Here is a 20,875-nt window from a genome sequence, read left to right on the forward strand (position 1 = left end):
GCGCAAGCCGCATCTGATAAAGTCCCTGGTCGTTTTTTCCGGCAACCGGCAATTACAGGAGATTCCATGGAAGAAGCCTTGAAAGAATTTAATGCCTGGGCTCCCAAGCTCATGGAGCTGGGCGGCAATCTGCTCGTGGCGCTGCTGATCCTCGTCATCGGCTGGTGGGTGTCGTCGCTGCTGGGCGGCTGGGTGCGCAGGGCCGCGGCCCGCTCCAGCAAGATCGATCCCACGATCGTGCCGATGTTCTACAGCACGGTGGTCTGGACGGTGCGCATCTTCACCGTGATCGCGGTGCTGGCGCGTTTCGGCGTGCAGACGGCCAGCCTGATCGCGGTGCTGGGCGCCGCCGGCCTGGCCGTGGGCCTGGCCTTGCAGGGCACGCTGCAGAACATCGCGGCCGGCATCATGCTGCTCATCCTGCGTCCCATCCGCGCCGGCGAATACGTGGCACTGAGCTCGGGCGCCGACGGCACGGTCGAAGAGGTGGGCCTGTTCCTGACGCGGCTGGTCCAGGTCGACGGCATCCACCTGACCCTGCCCAACAGCACCGTCTGGAACGCGACCATCACCAACTACAGCCGCAACAAGACGCGCCGCCTGGATATCCCGGTGCCGGTGCGCTACGGCGACGACCTGGAGCAGGTGCTGTCCAAGCTGCAGGCGCTGGTCGACGCGCGCGAAGATGCGCTGAAAGACCCGGAACCGCAGGTCAAGGTGTTCGACTACAAGGAGAACGGCGTCATCGTCAACGTGCGCGTGTGGGCCGATGCCGCCAAGTACTGGGACCTGCGCTGGGGCCTTTACCAGCAGATTCGCACCGAACTGGAGCGGGCCGGCTTCCAGCCGCCGATCCCGCTGCGCGAGATCCAGAACCCCAAGACCGGCGCGCCCGCCTGAACGCGGACGCGACGCGGCAGTACGAACGGGCGCCCGGCGCCCGTTTTTTTTCGGCCGTTCAGGCCTGCACGGCGAGCCGCGCCAGTTCCGCCTTGATCCAGCCGGCGATCTCGCGCTGGCGCTGGGCGGGCATGCGGTCGATGATGGCCGTGACGCTGACCGCCAGCAGCGGTGCGCCCTGGGCGTCGAGCAGGGCGCAACCCACGCCCAGCGCGCCGCGCACCGCGTGGTTGCCGACCACGGAATAGCCGCGGGCGCGGGTGTTTTCGATCAGGCGGAACATTTCCTGCGGCGTCATGCCGCCGTATTCGTCCAGGCGCCCGGAATTGCGCTCGACGATGCCGCGCGCCGTATCGTCGGGCAGCGCGGCCAGCAGGGCCATGCCGCCCGAGCCCACGCCCAGCGGCTGGCGCTTGCCGGCGTAGGTGGCCAGGATCTGCACCGGATAGCTGCCGATCTCGCGGTGCAGGCTGATGGAATCGTCCTCGTCGCGCACCACCAGGAACACCGCGTCGCCGGTGCGGTCGGCCAGCCGGCGCAGCACGGGCAGCAGCTGGCGCACCCGCGGATCGCGCGAGCGCGTGTCCGGGTCCACCGCCAGCTGGGCGCGGTATTTCTTGGTGCCGGCCACGGGCAGCACCAGCCCGGCGTCGAGCAGGGCGGCCAGCAGGCGATAAATAGTGGGGCGCTGGATGCCGGTCAGGCGCGCGATGTCGGTCACGCTCAGGCCGTCCGGGCCTTGATCTCGCAGGGCGGCCAGTACGGCCAGCCCGCGCCGCAAAGTGCGCGGGCCTGCGGCCGCGGCGTCGCTGTCTTGCATGGAATTCTCTGAAAACTAAGGGTTATTCCGGAACGGTCAAGGGAAAACCATTGTCCGTACCGTGGACTCTACCTTGATGCAGCGGCCGTGTATAGCTGAGAATGCCTCATCCAACAATTCAAATCGTCCATTTTATGGACAGTACCTGCACGGAGACACTATGACTAAGGGTCAAAAGCCTGCCCTGCGGCGTCTTGCCGCCACCGTTCTGGCCACCGCCGCGAGCGCATTCGCCATGGGGTCCGCCCACGCCGCCTATCCCGACAAGCCCGTACGCATCGTGGTGGGCTTTTCCGCCGGCGGCACCACCGACGTGATCGCCCGCATCATGGCCAAGGAACTGACCGAAAGCCTCGGCCAGTCGTTCGTGGTCGAGAACAAGCCGGGCGCCGGCAGCAACATCGCCACCGACCAGGTCAAGCGCGCCACGCCCGACGGCTACACGCTGCTGTTCGTGGCCGTGACCAGCGCCATCAACCAGACCCTGTACAAGAACGTCAATTTCGACCTGACCAAGGACTTCACGCCGGTGGCGCTGGGCGCCAAGGTGCCGAACATCCTGGTGGTCAATCCCCAGGTGCCGGTGAAGTCGGTGCAGGAACTGGTCGACTACGCCAAGAAGAACCCGGGCAAGCTGGCGTTCGCGTCCTCGGGCAGCGGCACCTCCATCCACATGGCGGGCGAGCTGTTCAAGATGAAGACCGGCATCGACGTGCTGCACGTGCCGTACAAGGGCAGCGCCCCGGCCGTGACCGACCTGGTCGGCGGCCAGGTGCAGTTCATGTTCGACAACATGCCCTCGTCGTGGCCGCACGTGCAGTCGGGCAAGCTGCGCGCCCTGGCCGTGACGACCAAGGAACGCTCCAAGAGCGCGCCGGACCTGCCGACGATGCAGGAATCGGGCTACAAGGATTTCGACGTGTCGTCGTGGTTCGGCCTGATCGCCCCGGCCGGCACGCCGCCGGAAGTCGTCAACACGCTGAACGCCGCCATGGTCAAGGCGCTGGACAAGCCGGAAGTGCAGAAGAGCTTCGAGAGCCTGGGCGCGGTGGGCGTGAAGACCACGCCGGCCGAATTCGGCCAGTTCATCAAGTCCGAAGTGGAAGGCTGGGCCCCGGTGGTCAAGGCCTCGGGCGCCAAAGTGGATTGATCTTCGTGTCGCGGGCGGCGCGCCGCCCGGCGACCGATGCGTGGGGATGGGCCATGGCCCATCCCTATTTTTTTGCGCGGCCTACTGCCCGTTCCGGCTTTTCTTCAGCATGGCCGTGCAGACGCCGCGCATCATGTCCACCTCGTCGCGGCTCAACTCCAGGCGGGTGAAAAGATGGCGCATGCGCGGCATCAGCTTCTTGGGATGGGCGGGGTCCAGGAAGCCGACGCCCACGAGCGCTTCTTCCCAGTGCGCCAGGAAAGCCTGCACCGCCTCGCCGGAGGCCGGCGCGGCGCCGCGCGCGGGTTCTTGCGCTGTCGAGGCCGGCAGCAGCGGGGCGCCGGCGGCCGCCAGCAGCGCGTAGCGCAGTTCCCAGGCGGCCAGCTGCAAGGCCTGGGCCACGTTCAGCGAGCTGTATTCGGGGTTGGCGGGGATGTGGCAGATGCGGTGGCACAGCGCGATCTGGGCGTTGGTCAGGCCCGCGCGCTCGGTGCCCAGCACCACCGCGGCCACGCCCTCGGCCGTGTCCGCCAGGTGGCCGCGCGCCAGTTCGGCGGCCTGCCGGATGTCGCAGGGCGGGGGGCCGAGGTCGCGCACCCGGGCGGTCAGCGCGAAGGCCAGCGTCACCGGCGCCAGCGCCGCTTCGAGCGAACCGTAGACCTGGGCGCCTTCCAGCACGTCCAGCGCGCCGCTGGCCAGCGCCACGGCCTCGGGCTGACTGGTTACATCCGGAAACTTGGGGGCCACCAGCACCAGTTCGGAAAAGCCCATCGTCTTGATGGCGCGGGCCGCCGAACCGACGTTTCCGGGGTGGCTGGGGTTCACCATGATGAAGCGAACGCGTGAAAATGCTTGAGTCATTTAAAATGGCACGTTTGGCTTAGTGCCTTCCTGGTTTTCTGGGTCGATTTCCCCCGGCCGCAGGGGGCGGCAAGCGGCCTATCATCAAGCCAACTCATCGCATTCGTACGGAATTTTATGCACCCGATGCTCAACATCGCCATCAAGGCGGCCCGGCGTGCCGGCACCATTATCAACCGTGCCAGCATGGATTTGGAACGACTCAGCGTGGCTCGCAAGGGGCCGCGGGATTATGTCACGGAAGTCGATCGCGCCGCCGAGGAGTCCATCGTCGAGACGCTGCGCGCGGCCTATCCGGAGCATGCCGTCCTGGGCGAGGAATTCGGCCTGCAGGGTCCGGACCAGGCCGAATTCCAGTGGATCATCGATCCCCTGGACGGCACCACGAACTTCATCCACGGCCTGCCCAACTACGCGGTCTCCATCGCGCTGACGCAGCGCGGCCAGGTCACCCAGGCGGTGATCTACGACCCGTCGCGCAATGAACTGTTCACCGCCAGCCGCGGCAGCGGCACGTTCCTGAACGACCGCCGAGTGCGCGTCTCGGGCCGCACCCGCTACCACGACGCGCTGCTGGGCGCGCACTGGCCCAACTCGGGCGACCCGGAACAGGGCTCGGCGCGTTTCCGCCAGATGGCCGAAGGCAGCACGGGCGTGCGCCGCCTGGGCTCGACCGTGCTGGACCTGGCCTACGTGGCCTGCGGCCGCCTGGACGGCTTCTGCGGCGTGGGCCTCAAGCCCTGGGATTTGGCCGCGGGCAGCCTGATGGTGCTGGAAGCCGGCGGCCTGGTCGCCGACTTCGACGGCGAGCAGGGCTGGATGGACAGCGGCAACGTGCTGGCCGCCAGCCCCAAGATCTTCACGCAGATGCTGTCTTCGCTGAACCCGCCTTCGGCGGCGTGATGGCCGGGCGGCTGGCGCCGCCCAATGAATCTCGCGCTGCACCCATCCCGCGATGGGTGCCTCGAACGTAGGATGGGTGCAGCGCGCCCCATCCGACACAAGCAACGCCCCGCCAAACGCGCGAAACCCATCGGGCGGCGCCAGCCGCCATCAACAACCCCTTTCAGCCCCCCGCTTCCAACACCTTCAGCCCCCCATCCGGCAACGCGAACCATGCCCGCAGCCCGTGTTCGCGCACGATGGGCCGCGCGGCGTCCAGCGGCATGTGCGAGAACGCCGTGGACAGGGCGTCGGCCAGGGTGGCGTTGGGCGCCATGACGGACACGCTGCGGTATAGCGGACGCGCGCGGCCGGTGCGCGGGTCGAAGAGATGGGTGTAGCGGCCCTCGGCGTCCAGCGCGGTGCCGTAGCCGCCGGAGGTGGCCAGGGCCTGGTTGCGCAGGCTGGCGGTGGCCAGCAGGCGCGCGGGGTCCTGCGGGTCGGCCAGGCCGACCTGCCAGTCGGCGGCCGCGGCGCGGCTGTCCATGCCCTGGATTTCGCCCATGTCCACCAGCGCCCGCTCCAGCCCGCCCAGTTTCAGCAACTCGGTGACGCGGTCGGTGATGTAGCCCTGGGCGATCCCGTTGAGCGTGATCCCCATCCCCGGAAGGCCCAGCGCGATGCGGCCGCTGTCCAGCGCCACGTCTTCACGCGACACGCGATCCAGCGCCCGCGCCACCGCCTGCGCGGACGGCCCGGCGGGATCGGCGCCCGGCTGCGAGAAGTGCCCGGCGTACAGCTGCCACAGCGGCTGCACCGTGGGATCGAAGGCGCCGCCGGTGAGCCTGCCGTAGCGCAGGCTCACGCTGAGCAGCTGCAGCAGGTCGGCGGGCGGATCGTCCAGATAACCCTGGCGGTTCAGGCGCGACAGGGCGCTGTCTTCGCGGTACAGGCTGAAGATGCCTTCGAGTCGACGCAGTTCCTGCAGCGCCTGCGCGATCAGGCGCTGCGCCGCCTGCGGTTCGGGATGGTACAGGCGCAGTTCGGCGTCGGCGCCCAGGGCGACGCCGCGCCACACGGTGGGCGCGATGGAAGCCGCGGCGCGGCGCGCGGGCAGGGGGGCGAGCGCCAGCGCGGATGCGGCGGCGGCGATGCCGATGAAACGGCGGCGGGTAGGATTCATGGCGACAGGCCTGCGGAGTGGGGCGGGACTATTGGGCGAAGACATAGGCTTCCGGCACGTCGGCGAAGGCGGCGACGCGGCCGCCGTGGGCGCGGGCGAAGGCTTCAGCGCGTTCGCGCTGCGAGAACGGCATCGCGTCTTCGACGCCCATGCCGCCGATGAAACGGCCTTCGATGACGTAGTAGGCCTGGCGCGCGTCGATCCACACCGACGGATCGGGCGCGCCGTCCGGGCCGGCCGTGCCCATGTCGTTGACGTAGATGGCGCTGATGGCCTTGGGTTCTTCCGGCAGCAGGGTATAGGCGAAGACCTGCTTGATCGACGAGAACCACACCGGCGCCGCGCGCCCCTTGATGAAGATCTGGCCCTTGGGGCCGCCATGTTCGTTCAAGGCCATGCCGCAGTAGTGACCGACCGATTCCAGCGTCACGGCCTGGGGCGGCGGGGGCGGGGCCTCGGAATCGGCGCCGCTGCCGCAGGCGGCGGCGCTCAGCAGGGCCGCGAGGGCCAGGGCGAGCCGCAGGCGTCTCATAGTTGTTTCCTCCTGAATGCCGCCGCCGCCATCAGGAACGGCACGGCGACCCACAGCAGCAGCGCGGCGATCAGCGCCGACGTCGGCAGGCTGGCCTGGTCGCTCACGCCCGCCATGCCGGCGTACAGCGAAATGTTCTCGAAGCCGGTCAGGTTCAGCAGCCGGTACACGTCCGAGGGGTTGAGCAGCAGCAGCGCGTTGAGCAGGCCGGGACTGACGTGGCGGCCCTGGTCGGCGGCCAGCACGCCCAGGAGCGCCATGTCGTAGATGACGACGAAGAACAGCCAGACGCCCAGGGCGATGCCGGCGGCCGTGGCGCGCTCGCGCACCAGCGTGCTGATCAGGTAGCCCATTGCGAGAAAGCTGGCGCCCAGCAGCACGCTGGCGCCGATCAGCAGCGCGAACGGCTGCCAGGCGCCGATGTCCAGGCCGCCGTAGGCCCATTGCAGCGCCAGCCCGGCCGAGCCGTAGCCCGCGCCCGTGGCCAGCGCCAGGATGGCGAGGTGGCCGATGAACTTGCCCACCAGCACCTGCCAGCGCGAGACCGGATAGCTGAGCAGCAGCGCCATGGTGCCGCGGTCGACTTCGCCGACCACGGCGTCATAGGCCAGCAGCATGGCGATCAGCGGGACCAGGAAGATGGACAGGCTGGACAGGCTGACCACGGTGACGGTCAGCGGCTCGGCCTTGACCGTGCCGCTGGGCGAGCTGCCCAGCAGGCCCAGGGCCAGCGCCAGCGCGGCCAGCAGCAGGGCGGTGGCCAGCACCCAGCGGTTGCGCAGCCCGTCGCGGATTTCCTTGCCGATGATGGTGCCTACCGCGTTCATACGTCTTCCCGTTCAAGCAGATGTGCATAGATGTCGTCCAGGCTCGGCACCTGGATGTCCAGGTCGTGGATGTCGGACGACAGCGCGCCGATGCTGCGGATCGCCGCGATCTTGTCGTGTTCCAGGCAGGCCAGCTCGTAGCGGCCCGCCTCGATGCGGCGCCAGGCGCCGGCCGGCGGCGCGTCGGCGTGCGCCAGGGTCAGGCGGATGCGGATGGGCAGGCCGGTGGAGCGCCGCAGCGCCGACATGGCGCCGTCGGCGATCTTCCTGCCGGCCTTCATCACCACGATGCGATCGGCGTGACCGGCCAGTTCGGACAGCGCGTGCGTGCTGAGCAGGATGGTGGCGCCGGCGGCGCGCAGCTCGTGCACGATGTCGTAGAACATCAGGCGCGAGGCCGGGTCCAGGCCGGTGGTGGGCTCGTCGAACAGCAGCACGCGCGGCTGGCCCAGCAGGGCCTGGGCCAGCGCCAGGCGCTGGCGCATGCCCTTGGAATAGCCGCCCACGCGCCGGCGCGCCGCGCCCGAGATGCCGACCCTCTCCAGCAGCGCGGCGTTGCCCGACAGCGGCTGGCGCTTGAGCCGGGCGTAGAACGCCAGCGTTTCCTCGCCGGTCATGGACGGATGCAGCGCCACGGTTTCGGGCAGGTAGCCGATGCGGTTGCGCAACCGCGCCGCGGCCGGGCTGTGGGCGTCGTGCCCGAACAGCGCGACGCGGCCCTGGGTGGGGCGGATCAGGCCCAGGATGAGCTTGATGAGCGTGCTCTTGCCGGCGCCGTTGTGGCCGGCCAGCGCGACGCATTCGCCCTCGCGCAGCTGCAGGTCCAGGCCGTCGATGGCCCGCTGCGCGCCGTAGTGCTTGCTGACGCCGGACAGCGTCACGAGGTCGGTGTTCATGGAGACTCCTTGGGCAGCCGGGCCGGCAGCGGCGGCGGCTGCATCAGCGGCGCGCTGTCGATCACGCCGCCGGGCAGGATGGCGGGGAACTGCGATTGCGCCCAGCGCACGATGGCGATCGACGGGCTGTTGAGCAGGATGCGCGCGGCCGGCGCGCGCCACAGCAGCTGGTCGACCACGTCGTTGGGCCGGTAGGCGGTATCGGCGATGCCGTCGCCGTCCAGGTCGAAGGCGGTGTTGTCGCTCCAGTAATTGCCGCGGCCCGCGACCGACCAGTCCAGCGTACGGGTGCTGACGTACTTGACCTGGTTGCGGTTGTTGATGAAGGCGTTGCCGGATACCTGGTTGCCTTCGGAGCCGGCGGTGAAGTGCACGCCGATGTCGCAGTTGGCGAAGCGGTTGTCCTGGAATTCGTTGTAGTTGGCGTTGTAGATGAACACGCACTTGCCCGCGCGGTCCACCGAGTTGCCGGTGATGCGGGACTGGTTGGCGTAGTTCAGCATCAGCCCTTGCTCGCGGCTGTCGACGGCGACGTTGTCGCGCACGATCAGCTGGTGCGAGAACATGATGGCGTAGGCCACGTCGGTGCCGGTGGCGACGTTGCCGCTGATTTCGCTTTCGTTGGTGTACATGTAGTGCACCGCGTAGCGCAGGTCGTGGAAACGGTTGCCGCTGAAGGTGTTCAGCCGGCTGGTGTTGACGAAGATGCCGTCGCGCCCGGCCGAGATGTCGTTGTCCAGCACGCGGGTGCCGGGCGTGTTCCAGAGCGTGACGCCGTTGCCCCGTTCGGCCACGCGCAGTTCCCGGTTGCCGACGATGCGGTTGCCGCGCACCAGGGCGTCGCGCGGCCCCCAGACGTGCACGCCCACGAGATTGTCGAGGATGTCGTTGCCTTCCACCCGGGCGCGGTGCGCCGTGCGGTCGAGGAAGACGCCGGCGTCCATGTCCGACAGGCTCAGCCCGGAGCGGGTCACGGTCAGGCTGCGCAGCGACACGTCGGCGGCCTTGATCCACACCGTGCGCCCCTGGCGCGTGCCGGCGATGACCGCCGAGCGGTCGGCCGGCCCTTCCAGCGTCAGCGGCTTGTCGATGACGATGCCGCCGGCATAGGCGCCGGGGGACAGGCGCAGCACGTCGCCGTCCTGCGCCCCGGCGACGGCCTGCGCCAGGTCGGCGCCGGGGGCGAGCGTGTGCACGGCCGCCGCCGCGGCGCCGGACAGCGCCAGGGCGAGGGCCGCCAGCGCGGCGCGGGCGGTCCTCCCGCCGCCCTTCGGCATGGAGATGGATGTCATGGAAGCTACGCGGTCTTCTTGGGATGGACGATCATCTGGCCGGACATCTCCATGTGCAGCGCGTGGCAGAACCACTGGCAGTAGTACCAGTACACGCCGGGGCGGTCGGCGGTGAACGTGACCGACGAAGTGGCCTGCGGTCCGATCTCCATGGCGATGCCGTGGCCTTCCAGCGTGAAGCCGTGCGTCAGGTCCTCGATCACCTCCATGTTGGTCACCACCACGGTGACTTCGTCGCCCTGGTTGACCTCGAACTTCTTGATGCTGAACATGGGCGCGACCGCCATCATGTACACGCGCACCTTGTTGCCGTCGCGCACCACCTTGGCGGCGTCCTCCAGCGTGACGCCGTCCTTCTTGGCCATCTGGCGGGCGTCCTCCCACATGGGGTCGTCGCGCTTCCAGACGCTGAGCGGGTGGACCTTGGAGCGGTGCACCAGGCACATGTCGTGCGGCTCGGCGAAGCTGGGGCCGTCGTGCACCAGCTTCATCTCGTCGCCGGAGATGTCGATGAGCTGGTCGTTCTCGGGCTTGAGCGGACCCACGTTGAGGAAGCGGTCCTTCGAGAACTTGTTCAGCGACACCAGCCACTTGCCGTCGGCCTCGCGGGTCTCGCCCATGGTGGTGTGGTTATGGCCGGGCTGGTAGTGCACGTCCAGCTTCTGGATGATGGGGTCGACCTTCTCGCCCTTGAAGGCGCGCTTGGCCAGGTCGAGATTCCACTTGACCATCTGGCTGTCGATGAACAGCGTGGTGTAGGCGTTGCCGCGGCCGTCGAAGGCCGTGTGCAGCGGGCCCAGGCCCAGCTGCGGTTCGGCCACCACGCAGTCGCGCGGCTTGATTTTGTCGTCGAACAGGTCGTCCAGCGTGCGCACGTCCAGCACCGTGACGGTGGGCGAGAGCTTGCCGTTGAGCACGATGTGGATGCCGTCGGGCGCGGCGTTGCAGCCGTGCGGCGAGTTCGGCACCGGGATGTAGCGCGTGTACTTGGAGCCGTGGCGCCCGTCGATCACCGGCACCCCGCCCATCATCTTGTAGTCGCCCTTCTTGACGGCTTCCTCGATGCGCTTGATGTTGAACACCACGACCCAGTCCTGCTCATTGGCCGACATCTCTTCCACCGTCACGCCCTTCTCCGAGTTGTAGCAGGTGGAGAAGGAGTACTTGCCCTGGTAGTCGGCGTCGCCGTTGTCCAGGTTGCCGTCGACCAGCACCTGCCAGGCGACCTTCATGGTGTCGCCGTCGATCGCGGTGTAGATGGCGAAGAAGTTCTTCTTGGGATCGTCGATCACCTTGCCGTCGTTGGGCAGCGGCACGATGTGCTCGCCGTTGGCGAACACATAGCCGGTGCGCGGATAGCGCTGCGGCCGCAGGCCGTGCACGCCCGATACGTTGGGCAGCTCGGTGATCTTGTCGGTCTTCATCACGTCCAGGCGGATGCGCGCGACGCGGTTGTTGGCCTTGTCGTTGATGAACAGGTAGCGGCCGTCGTAGGTGCGGTCGGTGAACGACAGGTGAGGGTGGTGGGCGTCGCCGTTGGCGAACACGCCGCCCTTGTCCTTGAGGTAGGCGCGGGTCTCGGGCGTCAGGCCTTCGGTGAGGATCTTGCGGCTTTCGTTGGTGCGGCCCCAGCCGGTCGCGCTGCAGTGGTTGAAGACGGGGATGCGCACCAGCTCGCGCATGGACGGCAGGCCCAGCACCCGCACTTCGCCCGACTGGCCGCTGGAGTTGAACGCATAGTATTCGTCCAGATCGCCCGGCGCGACGTGGCCCAGCACGCCGTTGGCGCCCTTGGCGTCCTTGCCATGCGCGGTGGGGATCTGCGCGCCCGCCACCAGGCCGGCGGCGCCGGTGATGGCTGCGGTGCCGAGGAAGCTGCGGCGAGAAAGGCCGCCCTTTTCGGGATTCTTGTCGGACATGGATAACTCCTTGGTAGGAACGGCGGCTCGCGCCGTGGGGTAAGAAAGTTCCATCCGCTGCCCGCCATCCCGGGGCGGCGTTTCCGCCCCGGGATGGCGCAACGGCAAGAACTGGATTCAGGCTTCGGCTTCGGGTTTCTGGCTCGGCAGGCGGTGGATCACGATGGGCTGCTCGGCGGGCTCGGCCTGGGGCCGGCGGCGCTCGCGCTTGGCCTTTTTCTGGATCAGGTGCGGACACTTCTGGTCATGGTGGTAGAGCATCTGGCAGTGCAGGCACTGGATGCACTCGTTCGGGTTGATCTCGCCGGTGGGGTCGATGGCCTGTACCGGGCATTCGAGATTGCAGCGCTGACAGGGGTTGCCGCAGTCGCGGTAACGGCGCAGCCAGTTGAAGATGCGCAGGCGGGCGGGAATCGCCAGCGCCGCGCCCAGCGGACAGAGGTAGCGGCAGAAGAAGCGTTCCACGAAGAGGCCGGCCGCCAGCACCGCCACGGCGAAGAGCACGAAGGGCCAGTAGCGCACGAAGCGCAGGATGATGGCGGTCTTGAACGGCTCGATCTCGGAGAGCTGCTCGGCCAGCGCCAGGTCGTACAGCGAGAAGCCGAACAGCAGCAGGAAGATCACGTACTTCAGCGTCGACAGGCGCTGGTTGACGCCGTGGCTGATCTTCAGCTGGCGCACGCCCAGGCGCTTGGCGGCCCGGTTGGCCAGCTCCTGCAGCGCGCCGAACGGGCACAGCCAGCCGCAGAACGCGCCGCGGTTCCAGAACACCATCGAGATCGCGGTGGCGCACCACAGGATGAACACCAGCGGGTCCATCAGGAAGTACTCCCAGCGGAAGTCGGTGCGCAGCGCCGAGAAAAAGGTCAGCACGTTCACGATGGACAGCTGGGCCTGGCCGTACCAGCCGATCCAGAACAGCGCGAACGCCAGGAACGCCAGCCGCAGGCGGTCGTGCAGCAGCGGCCGGCTGGTGAGCTGGTCCTGGAAGAAGAAGATGCCCACCAGCACCACCAGCGCCACCGTCAGCACGGCCACCTGGCCGGACTTGCCGCGCCAGATCTGCTTCCACAGCGCGGGCGCGGGTTCTTCTTCGGCGGCCTGCGCGGCCGGGGCGGGAGCGGTCGCGGTCGGCGCCGCCGCCGCGGGTTGCGCGCCGGCGACGGGCCTGGTGTAGGCCTGCGGCAGTTCGTAGGGCAGGTCGAAGGTGACGAACGCCTTGTCCTTCACGCTGAGCACGCGCTGCACCATGAGCTGCAGGCGCCAGGGCGCGACCGGGTCGAGCGCGGCGTCGTCGGGCACGATGAACAGCGCCACTTCGCGAAACGCCGGCGCGCCTTCGGCGGCCACGTCGGCCAGCCGCTGGTGGTTGCGGTCGCGAAAGCGGAAGCTGCTTTCGTCCTGGATCACCTCGATGCGGTCGAAGATGCCGCCGCGCACGTAGCCCGAGCCCTTGAACGAATACGCGCCGTTGCCCGCCACCAGCATGGCCTGCTGGCCGGGTTTGAGCCTTTCCTTCAGGCGCTGCCATTCGGTGTCGCCCAGCAGGCTGCGGCCGATGGCCGGCACGCTCACCAGCGCGGCGTACAGGTCGATGAAGGTGTCGGCATTGCCGCTGCCGTCGGCGACCGCGGCGGCGTCGTCGCGCCCGGATGCGCGGAAGGCCTGGTTGACGTCCTCGGGCGTGAGCCTCAGGTTGCGCACCGCGCCGGCGTCGAGCAGGGCCTGCCAGCTCTGCGGCGTGTCGCGCGATTCGTCGACGGCGCGCGCGGCGGCCGGCGCGGCCTGCTGGGCGGGCGCGGCGGTCTTGTCGATGCCGTGGGCGCGCGCCACGGCGATGGCCGAGCGCGTGATGCTGTCGCCGATCACCATCAGCGTGACGGTCGCGCCGCTGATGATGTCCACCGGCGGCGGCGCGCCGTGGCGGGGAGGGGAGTCGACGAAATTGAGGCCGACGTAGCCGCTGATGAAATGGTCCACCTTGGCCTGGGGGATGCCGATGAGGACGATGGGTTCGTGGTGCTCGACCAGCTTGGCCCCGACGATGCGGCCGTCGTTGGCCAGCCCGACCAGCACGTCGATGGGCTTGCTGGAATAGCCGCGCGTGTTGACCACGTCGGAAGTCAGGTAGACGACGCCGAGCGGGCGCGAGCCGGCATAGGCCTTGGCGGCCAGCGGCTTGCCGGCGGGGGCGTCGACGCGGTCCGCGCCGGGGAAGATCTCGCCGATCGGGGTAGTGGCCAGGAAGTCGGGCAGCCGCTGCGCCTGCGCCAGGCCGGCGCCCAATATATAGAGCAGCAGCGCAATGAACGCTGCCCGCATGAATCCGACGATCCGCATGAACTCCCGCCCCGCTGTGCTGCCCTGCATGCCTGTACTCTTCTGGTTCTATTTGCAAAGGTTTGACGCATCCTAAGAAGATCCAGGACGGGTGGTATTGCGGTTTATCAACGGCCTCCGTTTCCTTCTCGCCGGAACCTCAATACCCCTACAAAACCTGGGGGTTTCCCGGTTTTGCGGCATGCGATCCGGACGGACTTGATGTCCGTCAATAGCGTGTTTTTTTCGGTGTCCTAGACTTGTGCCTAGCGGCAGCGACGCAGGCATGTGGCTTGCGGAGAATCCAAACGCCGCCCCTGTCTACGGAGAATTCCCATGCTGGCAAAAGCCACCCTCGCCATCGTCCTGTCCGCCGCCAGCCTGCCCGCGCTGGCCGCGCAATGCGAAGCCACCATCGAAGGCAACGACGCCATGCAGTTCAACCTGAAGGAAATGGTGGTCGACAAAAGCTGCAAGCAATTCACCGTGACGCTCAAGCACGTGGGCAAGATGCCCAAGGTCGCGATGGGCCATAACTGGGTGCTCACCAAGGAAGCCGACCGCCAGGGCGTGGCCACCGACGGCATGAACGCCGGCGCCGCCCAGGACTACGTCAAGCAGGGCGACAGCCGCGTCATCGCGCACACCAAGGTCATCGGCGGCGGCGAATCGGATTCGGTCACCTTCGACGTGTCCAAGCTGACCGCGGGCGAAGCCTATGCGTTCTTCTGCTCGTTCCCCGGCCACTGGGCCGTCATGAAGGGCACGCTCAAGCTCAGCAACTAAGCGGCTCGCGCGCCAGGAACAGACCGGCCCCAGGCCGGTTTTTTTCTGCCCGGCGGCTGGTTCCTATGGCCTAAACCGCCTGTACATCAGGCTTACGGAGGGGCGGCGTCACCGGCGTGTCACGGATTTTCCATGTACGATTATCGGTCGTGTAACTTTTGGAGCTCCTGATGGAGTGGCTGCTGGACCCCACTGCGTGGGTCGGCTTGCTTACCCTGGTCGTCCTCGAGATCGTCCTGGGAATCGATAACCTGATTTTCATCGCCATCCTGGCGGACAAGCTGCCCCCTGCGCAACGCGACCGCGCGCGCATCATGGGCCTGAGCCTGGCGCTCGTCATGCGCCTGGGGCTGTTGTCGGTCATGTCATGGCTGGTCACGCTGACCACCCCCCTGTTTTCCGTCGGCCCGCTTTCCTTCTCGGGACGCGACCTGATCCTGATGATCGGCGGTCTGTTCCTGCTCTTCAAGGGCACCATGGAGCTGCACGAGCGCCTCGAAGGCAGCCAGCACGGCGGCTCGTCCGGGCCGCGCGTCTACGCCAGCTTCTGGGTGATCGTGACGCAGATCGTGGTGCTGGACGCGGTGTTCTCGCTGGATTCGGTGATCACCGCCGTCGGCATGGTGGACCACCTGGCGATCATGATGATCGCCGTCGTCATCGCCATCGGCATCATGCTGCTGGCGTCCAAGCCGCTGACGCGCTTCGTCAACGCCCACCCCACGGTGGTGGTGCTGTGCCTGGGCTTCCTGCTCATGATCGGCTTCTCGCTGCTGGCCGAGGCGTTTGGCTTCAAGGTGCCCAAGGGCTACCTGTACGCGGCCATCGGCTTCTCGGTCGCCATCGAGGCGCTGAACCAGGTGGCGCGCCGCAACCTGCTCAAGCTGGACGCGCGCCGTCCCATGCGCGAGCGCACCGCCTCGGCCGTGCTGCGCATGCTGGGCAAGCGGCCGCCGGCCGACGAACCCGACCTGCCCAGCGTCGACGGCCCGACCGTGCCGGCCTTCGGCGTCGAAGAGCGCAACATGGTCAGCGGCGTGCTGACCCTGGCCGAGCGCTCGATCCGCTCCATCATGACGCCGCGCACGGACGTCTCCTGGATCAATATCGACGACGATCCGCAGACCATCCGCAACCAACTGACCGAGGCGCCGCACAGCTTCTTCCCGGTCTGTCGCGGGTCGCTCGACGAGGTGCTGGGCATCGGCCGCGCCAAGGACCTGGTGGCCGACCTGATCACCGAGGGCCGCGTGCGCCGCAACCGCCTGCGCGATCCCATCATCGTGCACGAATCCATCGGCATCCTGCGCCTGATGGATACGCTCAAGCGCTCGCGCGGCCAGCTCGTGCTGGTGGCCGACGAATTCGGCGCGATCGAGGGGCTGGTGACGCCCATCGACGTCTTCGAGGCCATCGCCGGCGAATTCCCCGACGAGGACGAACTGCCCGACATCGTCGCCGACGGCGAGAACACCTGGAAGATCGACGGCGCGGCCGACCTGCACCACGTCGAGCAGGTGCTCGAAACCGAAGGCCTGGTCGACGACGCCCAGGACTTCTCGACCCTGGCCGGCTACCTGCTGTCGCGCTTCGGCCACCTGCCCAAGCCGGGCGACGCCTGCGAGTACGAGATCCACCACGACCATTTCCGCTTCGAAGTCCTCGAAATGGACGGCCGCCGCATCGCCCTGGTGCGCGTCGAGAAGCGGCCGCAAGAGCTGCATGCCGACGAAGCCTCTCCCGCCAACGACTAACCGGACAGAACCTGTATCGTGACCGACAACGCGCTATACCTGATCAAAGCATTCGTCCTGGGCGTCATCGAGGGCCTGACGGAATTCATCCCGGTGTCCAGCACCGGCCACCTCATCCTGGTGGGCGACTGGATCAATTTCGAGTCCAGCCAGGGCAAGGTCTTCGAGGTGGTGATCCAGCTGGGCTCCATCCTGGCGGTGATGTGGGTGTTCCGCGCGCGCCTGCTGCGGCTGGCGCGCGGCACGCTGACCGGCGTGCCCAGCGAGGTGGCCTTCACCCGCAACCTGATCATCGCCTTCCTGCCGGCCGCCGTGATCGGGGCGATCTTCATCAAGTCGATCAAGAGCATCTTCTACCACCCGGCGGTGGTGGTCGTGACCCTGGTGCTGGGCGGGCTCATCATGCTGTACGTGGAGCGCAAGACCCATCACACGCCGGGCGACCAGCCGGGCGCGGCCGACGACACCGCCTCCGACGAGCGCGCCACGGCCCGCACGCTGGAGCAGATTTCCTGGAAGCAGGCGCTGGGCGTGGGCGTGGCGCAGTGCCTGGCCATGATCCCGGGCACCTCGCGCTCGGGTGCGACCATCATCGGCGGCATGATCGCCGGCATCCAGCGCAAGACGGCGACCGAATTCTCGTTCTTCCTGGCCATGCCGACCATGCTGGGCGCGGCGGTCTACGACATGTACAAGAACATGGACCTGCTGACCCAGCAGGACCTGTTGGGCATCGCGGTGGGCTTCGTCGCGGCGTTCCTGAGCGCGATGGTGGTGGTGCGAGCCGTGCTGCGCTTCGTCGCCAACCATACGTACCGCGTGTTCGCCTGGTACCGGATCGTGTTCGGCGGCGTGGTGGCCGCGTGGATATTCACGCGCTGAGGTCCGCTTGCGCGCAAATGAAAAAGCCGGCATCCGTCCCATGGACGGATGCCGGCTCGGACCGGCCGATGGGGCTTACGGTTCCAGGTCGTAGAACTCCGGGCCGTCGGACGTGATGACCAGCCAGCCGCCGCGCGGCGGGTTGACGTGGTCGCAGTCCCAGTCGGGCAGCACCCAGCGTTCGCACTTGCGGCCGTCGACGTCCAGCACGTGGCGGGCCGGGCGGTGGGTGTGGCCGTGCACCAGCACGCGCACGCCCGTGTCGCGCAGGACCTTTTCGATGGCGCCGGGGTTGACGTCCATGATCTCCATCGACTTGGCCTGGTTGGCCGCCTGGCTTTCGCCGCGGGCCTGTTGCGCCATCGCCAGCCGTTCGGGAATGGTCTTGCCCAGGAACTCGGCCTGCCAGCGCGGATTGCGGACCATCTGGCGGAACTGCTGATAGGCGGCGTCGTCCGTACAGAACTCGTCGCCGTGGGTCAGCAGGATGGGGCCGAAATCCGTTTCCAGCAGGGCGGGCTCGGGCAGCAGGTGGGCGCCCAGCGCCCGGGCCAGCTCTTCGCCGATGAGGAAGTCGCGGTTGCCGCGGCCCAGCCACACCGGGATGCGCGCGGCGGTCTCGCGCAGCGCCGTCAGCGCCGTGGCCAGCCACGGCGGCGCGGCGCGGATCACGTCGTCGCCGATCCAGGCGTCGAAGATGTCGCCCGGCAGCAGCAGGGCGGCGGCCTCTTCGCGCGCCGCCTGCAGAAAGGCCGTGAAGGCCTCCAGGGTGGCCGGCGTGGCCGGGCCCAGGTGCAGGTCGGACGCCAGCCAGATGGGGCCGGGCAGGCTGATCTTATTCAAGAACTTCGGCCTTCTCGATGATGACGTCCTCGTTGGGGACGTTCTGGTGGAAGCCCTTGTTGCCGGTCTTCACGCCCTTGATCTTGTCGACCACGTCGGTGCCTTCGGTCACGCTGCCGAACACGGCATAGCCCCAGCCGTTGGGCGTGGGGGCGGTGAAGTTCAGGAAGTCGTTGTTGGACACGTTGATGAAGAACTGCGCCGTGGCCGAGTGCGGATCGCTGGTGCGGGCCATCGCCAGGGTGTACTTGTCGTTCTTCAGGCCGTTGTTGGCTTCGTTCTCGATGGGGGCGTGGGTCTGCTTCTGCTTCATGCCCGGTTCGAAGCCGCCGCCCTGGATCATGAAGCCATCGATCACGCGGTGGAACACCGTGCCGTTGTAGAAGCCTTCCTTGACGTAGGTCAGGAAGTTCTCGACGGTCTTGGGAGCCTTGGCGGCATCCAGGGTGATGACCATGTCGCCTTGGTTCGTTTGAAGCTTGACGCGGGGGTTGGTGCTCATGGCTTTTGTGCCTTCAGAGGTGGAGGTGGAGGAATTGGCCGCCGGAGCGGCGCTGACGAGCGCCGGCGCGAAAGCGGCCAGCGCGAACGAGCACGCCGTCAGGCGCAGCAGGTGCAGAGGAGAAAAACGGGACATCATTTGCCTTGTTTATCCTTCAACATGGTTTCGACTTCCTGGGCCTTTTGCTGCGCGCCCGGCACGCCTTCGCGGGCGGCCTTTCTATAGGTGCTCAGCGCCTGCAGCAGCTGCAGGTCGCCCAGATTGGCGCGCGCGGCGGCATAGCCGGGATCGGCGCGCAGCGCCATTTGCAGGGCGTCCTGCGCGCGATCGAGCTCGCCGCGGCTTGCATATAGAGCGGCCAGATTGTTCCAGGGTTCCGGAAGCTCGGGGAATTCGGTGGTCATCTCGGTGTAGACGTCGATGGCCTCGTTGGTGCGATTCAGGGCGGCCAGGGCGCGCGCGTGCTGGAACATCAGCTGCACGTCGGTGCCGCGCTGGCCCTTGATCTCGGCCTGGCGTTTCTCGATCAGCGCGAGCGCCTCTTCGTTGTCGCCGTGGTTCAGCAGGCGTTCGATGTGCGTGGTGATCTGCGAGGGCGAAGGCGTCAGCCGCGTGTCGACGCCGGGCTTGATCGCTTCCAGCATGTTGGCCAGGCTGTCCCAGCCGCCCTCGGGCGGGATGGGGTCCAGGGTGGTCCGGTTGGCGTTGGGGTTCGCGCCCCCGCCGCCGGCCATGGACTGTGCAAGAGAGGCTCCAGCGGGAACGCCCGCCAGGGCCAGGGCGAGCAGGGCGACGCGTAGGCGCGGCTTGATAGTCACGTGGTCATCCGTTAAAAGTCGTGGCTGGCCGGCGCTTACGCGCGCGACCGGGCCGCTTGCTATACTTGACGACCACCATTTTAGCCCCGGTTGGGTTTTGACTCTCGTCCAACCCGGATGCTGGCGTCGGGGGTATCGTCCTTCGATGGCATCTTTTTTCCGCGTCCGCCACGGAAAACTCATCCGAACAACAAAGCCGAACTGCTGAGCCGAACAACAAAGCCGAACCACGCGCCATGCTGCAAATCTACAACACCTTATCGCGTACCAAAGAACCGTTCAAGCCGGCCCAGGCCGGCCAGGTGCGCATGTACGTGTGCGGCATGACCGTCTACGACTTCTGCCACCTGGGCCATGCCCGCATGCTGGTGTCGTTCGACGTGGTGCAGCGCTGGCTGCGCGCCAGCGGGCTGGCCGTCGACTACGTGCGCAACATCACCGACATCGACGACAAGATCATCCGCCGCGCGGTCGAGACCGGCCGCCGCATCGGCGAAGTGACCGAGTTCTATATCGACGCCATGCACGCCGACGAGCGCGCGCTGGGCGTGGCCACGCCGGACCGCGAGCCGCGCGCCACGCAGTACGTGGGCGAGATGCTGGACATCATCGGCAAGCTGGAACGCAACGGCCTGGCCTACCAGGCCGACGACGGCGACGTGAACTACGCCGTGCGCGGCTTCCCCGGCTACGGCAAGCTCTCCGGCAAGACGCTGGACGACCTGCGCGCCGGCGAGCGCGTGGCGGTGGGCTCGGCCAAGCGCGACCCGCTCGACTTCGTGCTCTGGAAATCGGCCAAGGAAGACGAGCCGGCCGACACCAAATGGGAATCGCCCTACGGCCTGGGCCGGCCGGGCTGGCACATCGAATGCTCGGCCATGAGCAAGGCCCTGCTGGGGCTGCCGCTGGACATCCACGGCGGCGGGCCGGACCTGAAATTCCCGCACCACGAAAACGAAATCGCCCAGACCGAGGGCGCCTTCGGCGGTACGCTGGCCAATATCTGGATGCACTGCGGCCCGCTCATGGTCGACTCGGACAAGATGTCCAAGTCGCTGGGCAACTTCCGCACCATCCGCCAGACCATCGCGCAGGACGAACCGGCGGCCGACCAGTCCAGCTACCGCGTCAATCCGCGCGAGGCCGAGATGGTGCGCTTCTTCATCGTCCGCAACCACTACCGCAGCCCGCAGAACTACACGCCGGACAACCTGGTCGACGCCCAGAACGCGCTCGACCGCCTGTACCAGGCGCTGCAGAACGTGGCCGCCGACGACCAGGGCATCGACTGGAACGAGCCCCAGGCCCAGGCCTTCAAGGCCGCCATGGACGACGACTTCAACAGCTCCGGCGCCGTGGCGGCGCTGTTCGAGCTGGCTTCCGAAGCCAACCGCGAAAAAAGCGCGCGCAGCGCCGGCCAGATGAAGGCGCTGGGCGCCCTGCTGGGCCTGCTGCAGCAGGAGCCGGCGGCCTACTTCCAGTCGCCCACCCGCTACTCGGCGGCCGCCATGGAGCAGGGCGAGCGCCGCGCGCTCGACGCCCAGGCGATCGAATCGCTGATCGAGGCGCGCGCGGCGGCCAAGGCCGCCCGCAACTACGCCGAGGCCGACCGCATCCGCGCGGAACTGCGCGAGGCCGGCATCGAGCTGGACGACAAGCCGGGCGGCCTGACGCAATGGCGTCGCGCGTGAGCCGCCAGGAACCGCCCG

19 protein-coding genes are annotated in these 20,875 nt (G+C 67.8%); 7 read left to right on the forward strand and 12 right to left on the reverse strand.

Annotated features, from left to right (window positions below):
- The first annotated feature begins 66 nt into the window (after nucleotides 1-66).
- Nucleotides 67-900, forward strand: coding sequence for a mechanosensitive ion channel family protein (locus A6B37_RS00295; RefSeq protein WP_102772529.1), 834 nt, complete (start codon nucleotides 67-69; stop codon nucleotides 898-900).
- Nucleotides 901-958: 58 nt separating this feature from the next.
- Here A6B37_RS00295 and A6B37_RS00300 read toward each other — a convergent pair whose 3' ends face one another.
- Entirely contained in the window at nucleotides 959-1,720 is a 762-nt protein-coding gene (locus A6B37_RS00300) for an IclR family transcriptional regulator C-terminal domain-containing protein (protein ID WP_102772528.1), read from the reverse strand.
- Nucleotides 1,721-1,880: 160 nt separating this feature from the next.
- Between A6B37_RS00300 and A6B37_RS00305 the strand changes: the two genes are divergently transcribed.
- Nucleotides 1,881-2,870, forward strand: coding sequence for a tripartite tricarboxylate transporter substrate binding protein (locus A6B37_RS00305; RefSeq protein WP_102772527.1), 990 nt, complete (start codon nucleotides 1,881-1,883; stop codon nucleotides 2,868-2,870).
- 81 nt (nucleotides 2,871-2,951) lie between these two features.
- Here A6B37_RS00305 and A6B37_RS00310 read toward each other — a convergent pair whose 3' ends face one another.
- Nucleotides 2,952-3,731, reverse strand: a complete 780-nt coding sequence (locus tag A6B37_RS00310; protein WP_111824583.1) for an RNA methyltransferase — start codon at nucleotides 3,729-3,731, stop codon at nucleotides 2,952-2,954.
- A 117-nt stretch (nucleotides 3,732-3,848) separates the two neighbouring features.
- Here A6B37_RS00310 and A6B37_RS00315 point away from each other — a divergent pair, with 117 nt between their 5' ends.
- Entirely contained in the window at nucleotides 3,849-4,634 is a 786-nt protein-coding gene (locus A6B37_RS00315) for an inositol monophosphatase family protein (RefSeq protein WP_102772525.1), read from the forward strand.
- Between the two features lie 163 nt (nucleotides 4,635-4,797).
- On the opposite strand, the gene A6B37_RS00320 is transcribed toward A6B37_RS00315, so the two are convergent.
- The 7 genes from A6B37_RS00320 to A6B37_RS00350 all read right to left on the reverse strand — a co-directional run bounded on the left by A6B37_RS00320 (nucleotide 4,798) and on the right by A6B37_RS00350 (nucleotide 13,584).
- Entirely contained in the window at nucleotides 4,798-5,796 is a 999-nt protein-coding gene (locus tag A6B37_RS00320; RefSeq protein WP_111824584.1) for an FAD:protein FMN transferase, read from the reverse strand.
- Between the two features lie 28 nt (nucleotides 5,797-5,824).
- Nucleotides 5,825-6,328: a nitrous oxide reductase accessory protein NosL gene (locus tag A6B37_RS00325; RefSeq protein ID WP_111824585.1), complete on the reverse strand. Its 504-nt coding sequence runs from the start codon at nucleotides 6,326-6,328 to the stop codon at nucleotides 5,825-5,827.
- The gene (locus A6B37_RS00330) at nucleotides 6,325-7,155 is read right to left on the reverse strand and encodes an ABC transporter permease (protein WP_111824586.1); all 831 of its coding nucleotides are present in this window, start codon (nucleotides 7,153-7,155) and stop codon (nucleotides 6,325-6,327) included. Before A6B37_RS00330 ends, A6B37_RS00325 begins: the two co-directional genes overlap by 4 nt.
- Nucleotides 7,152-8,051, reverse strand: coding sequence for an ABC transporter ATP-binding protein (locus tag A6B37_RS00335; RefSeq protein ID WP_102772521.1), 900 nt, complete (start codon nucleotides 8,049-8,051; stop codon nucleotides 7,152-7,154). The genes A6B37_RS00330 and A6B37_RS00335 overlap by 4 nt, the downstream gene beginning before the upstream one ends.
- Nucleotides 8,048-9,343 carry a nitrous oxide reductase family maturation protein NosD gene (locus A6B37_RS00340; protein WP_246842337.1) on the reverse strand — a complete coding sequence of 432 codons (1,296 nt, stop codon included), beginning with the start codon at nucleotides 9,341-9,343 and terminating at the stop codon, nucleotides 8,048-8,050. The genes A6B37_RS00335 and A6B37_RS00340 overlap by 4 nt, the downstream gene beginning before the upstream one ends.
- A gap of 5 nt (nucleotides 9,344-9,348) precedes the next feature.
- Nucleotides 9,349-11,262 (reverse strand): TAT-dependent nitrous-oxide reductase, encoded by a 1,914-nt coding sequence (nosZ, locus tag A6B37_RS00345; RefSeq protein WP_111824588.1) that lies wholly within the window; start codon nucleotides 11,260-11,262, stop codon nucleotides 9,349-9,351.
- A gap of 117 nt (nucleotides 11,263-11,379) precedes the next feature.
- A complete protein-coding gene (locus A6B37_RS00350) occupies nucleotides 11,380-13,584 on the reverse strand; it encodes a NosR/NirI family protein (RefSeq protein WP_111825511.1) in 2,205 nt (734 codons plus the stop codon).
- A gap of 333 nt (nucleotides 13,585-13,917) precedes the next feature.
- Here A6B37_RS00350 and azu point away from each other — a divergent pair, with 333 nt between their 5' ends.
- The 3 genes from azu (at nucleotide 13,918) to A6B37_RS00365 (ending at nucleotide 17,003) form a co-directional block, all read left to right on the forward strand.
- Entirely contained in the window at nucleotides 13,918-14,367 is a 450-nt protein-coding gene (gene azu / locus A6B37_RS00355; RefSeq protein ID WP_102772519.1) for an azurin, read from the forward strand.
- Nucleotides 14,368-14,537: 170 nt separating this feature from the next.
- Nucleotides 14,538-16,121 (forward strand): TerC family protein, encoded by a 1,584-nt coding sequence (locus tag A6B37_RS00360; protein WP_102772518.1) that lies wholly within the window; start codon nucleotides 14,538-14,540, stop codon nucleotides 16,119-16,121.
- A gap of 18 nt (nucleotides 16,122-16,139) precedes the next feature.
- Complete coding sequence (locus A6B37_RS00365) at nucleotides 16,140-17,003, forward strand: undecaprenyl-diphosphate phosphatase (protein WP_111824589.1); 864 nt, start codon at nucleotides 16,140-16,142, stop codon at nucleotides 17,001-17,003.
- A gap of 75 nt (nucleotides 17,004-17,078) precedes the next feature.
- Here the strand turns inward: A6B37_RS00365 and A6B37_RS00370 are convergent, their stop codons facing one another.
- From A6B37_RS00370 to A6B37_RS00380, 3 genes are read right to left on the reverse strand one after another with little or no spacing between them, the layout of a single operon-like run.
- Nucleotides 17,079-17,846, reverse strand: a complete 768-nt coding sequence (locus tag A6B37_RS00370) for a UDP-2,3-diacylglucosamine diphosphatase (RefSeq protein ID WP_102772516.1) — start codon at nucleotides 17,844-17,846, stop codon at nucleotides 17,079-17,081.
- A complete protein-coding gene (locus tag A6B37_RS00375; RefSeq protein ID WP_246842338.1) occupies nucleotides 17,839-18,486 on the reverse strand; it encodes a peptidylprolyl isomerase in 648 nt (215 codons plus the stop codon). The genes A6B37_RS00370 and A6B37_RS00375 overlap by 8 nt, the downstream gene beginning before the upstream one ends.
- Complete coding sequence (locus A6B37_RS00380) at nucleotides 18,483-19,166, reverse strand: tetratricopeptide repeat protein (protein WP_102772515.1); 684 nt, start codon at nucleotides 19,164-19,166, stop codon at nucleotides 18,483-18,485. The genes A6B37_RS00375 and A6B37_RS00380 overlap by 4 nt, the downstream gene beginning before the upstream one ends.
- A 236-nt stretch (nucleotides 19,167-19,402) precedes the next feature.
- Between A6B37_RS00380 and cysS the strand changes: the two genes are divergently transcribed.
- Nucleotides 19,403-20,857: a cysteine--tRNA ligase gene (gene cysS / locus A6B37_RS00385; protein WP_111824590.1), complete on the forward strand. Its 1,455-nt coding sequence runs from the start codon at nucleotides 19,403-19,405 to the stop codon at nucleotides 20,855-20,857.
- Nucleotides 20,858-20,875 lie beyond the last annotated feature (18 nt).

Origin of the sequence: Achromobacter sp. HZ01 (assembly GCF_003267925.1) — a bacterium.
Lineage (GTDB): Bacteria > Pseudomonadota > Gammaproteobacteria > Burkholderiales > Burkholderiaceae_B > Achromobacter > Achromobacter pulmonis_A.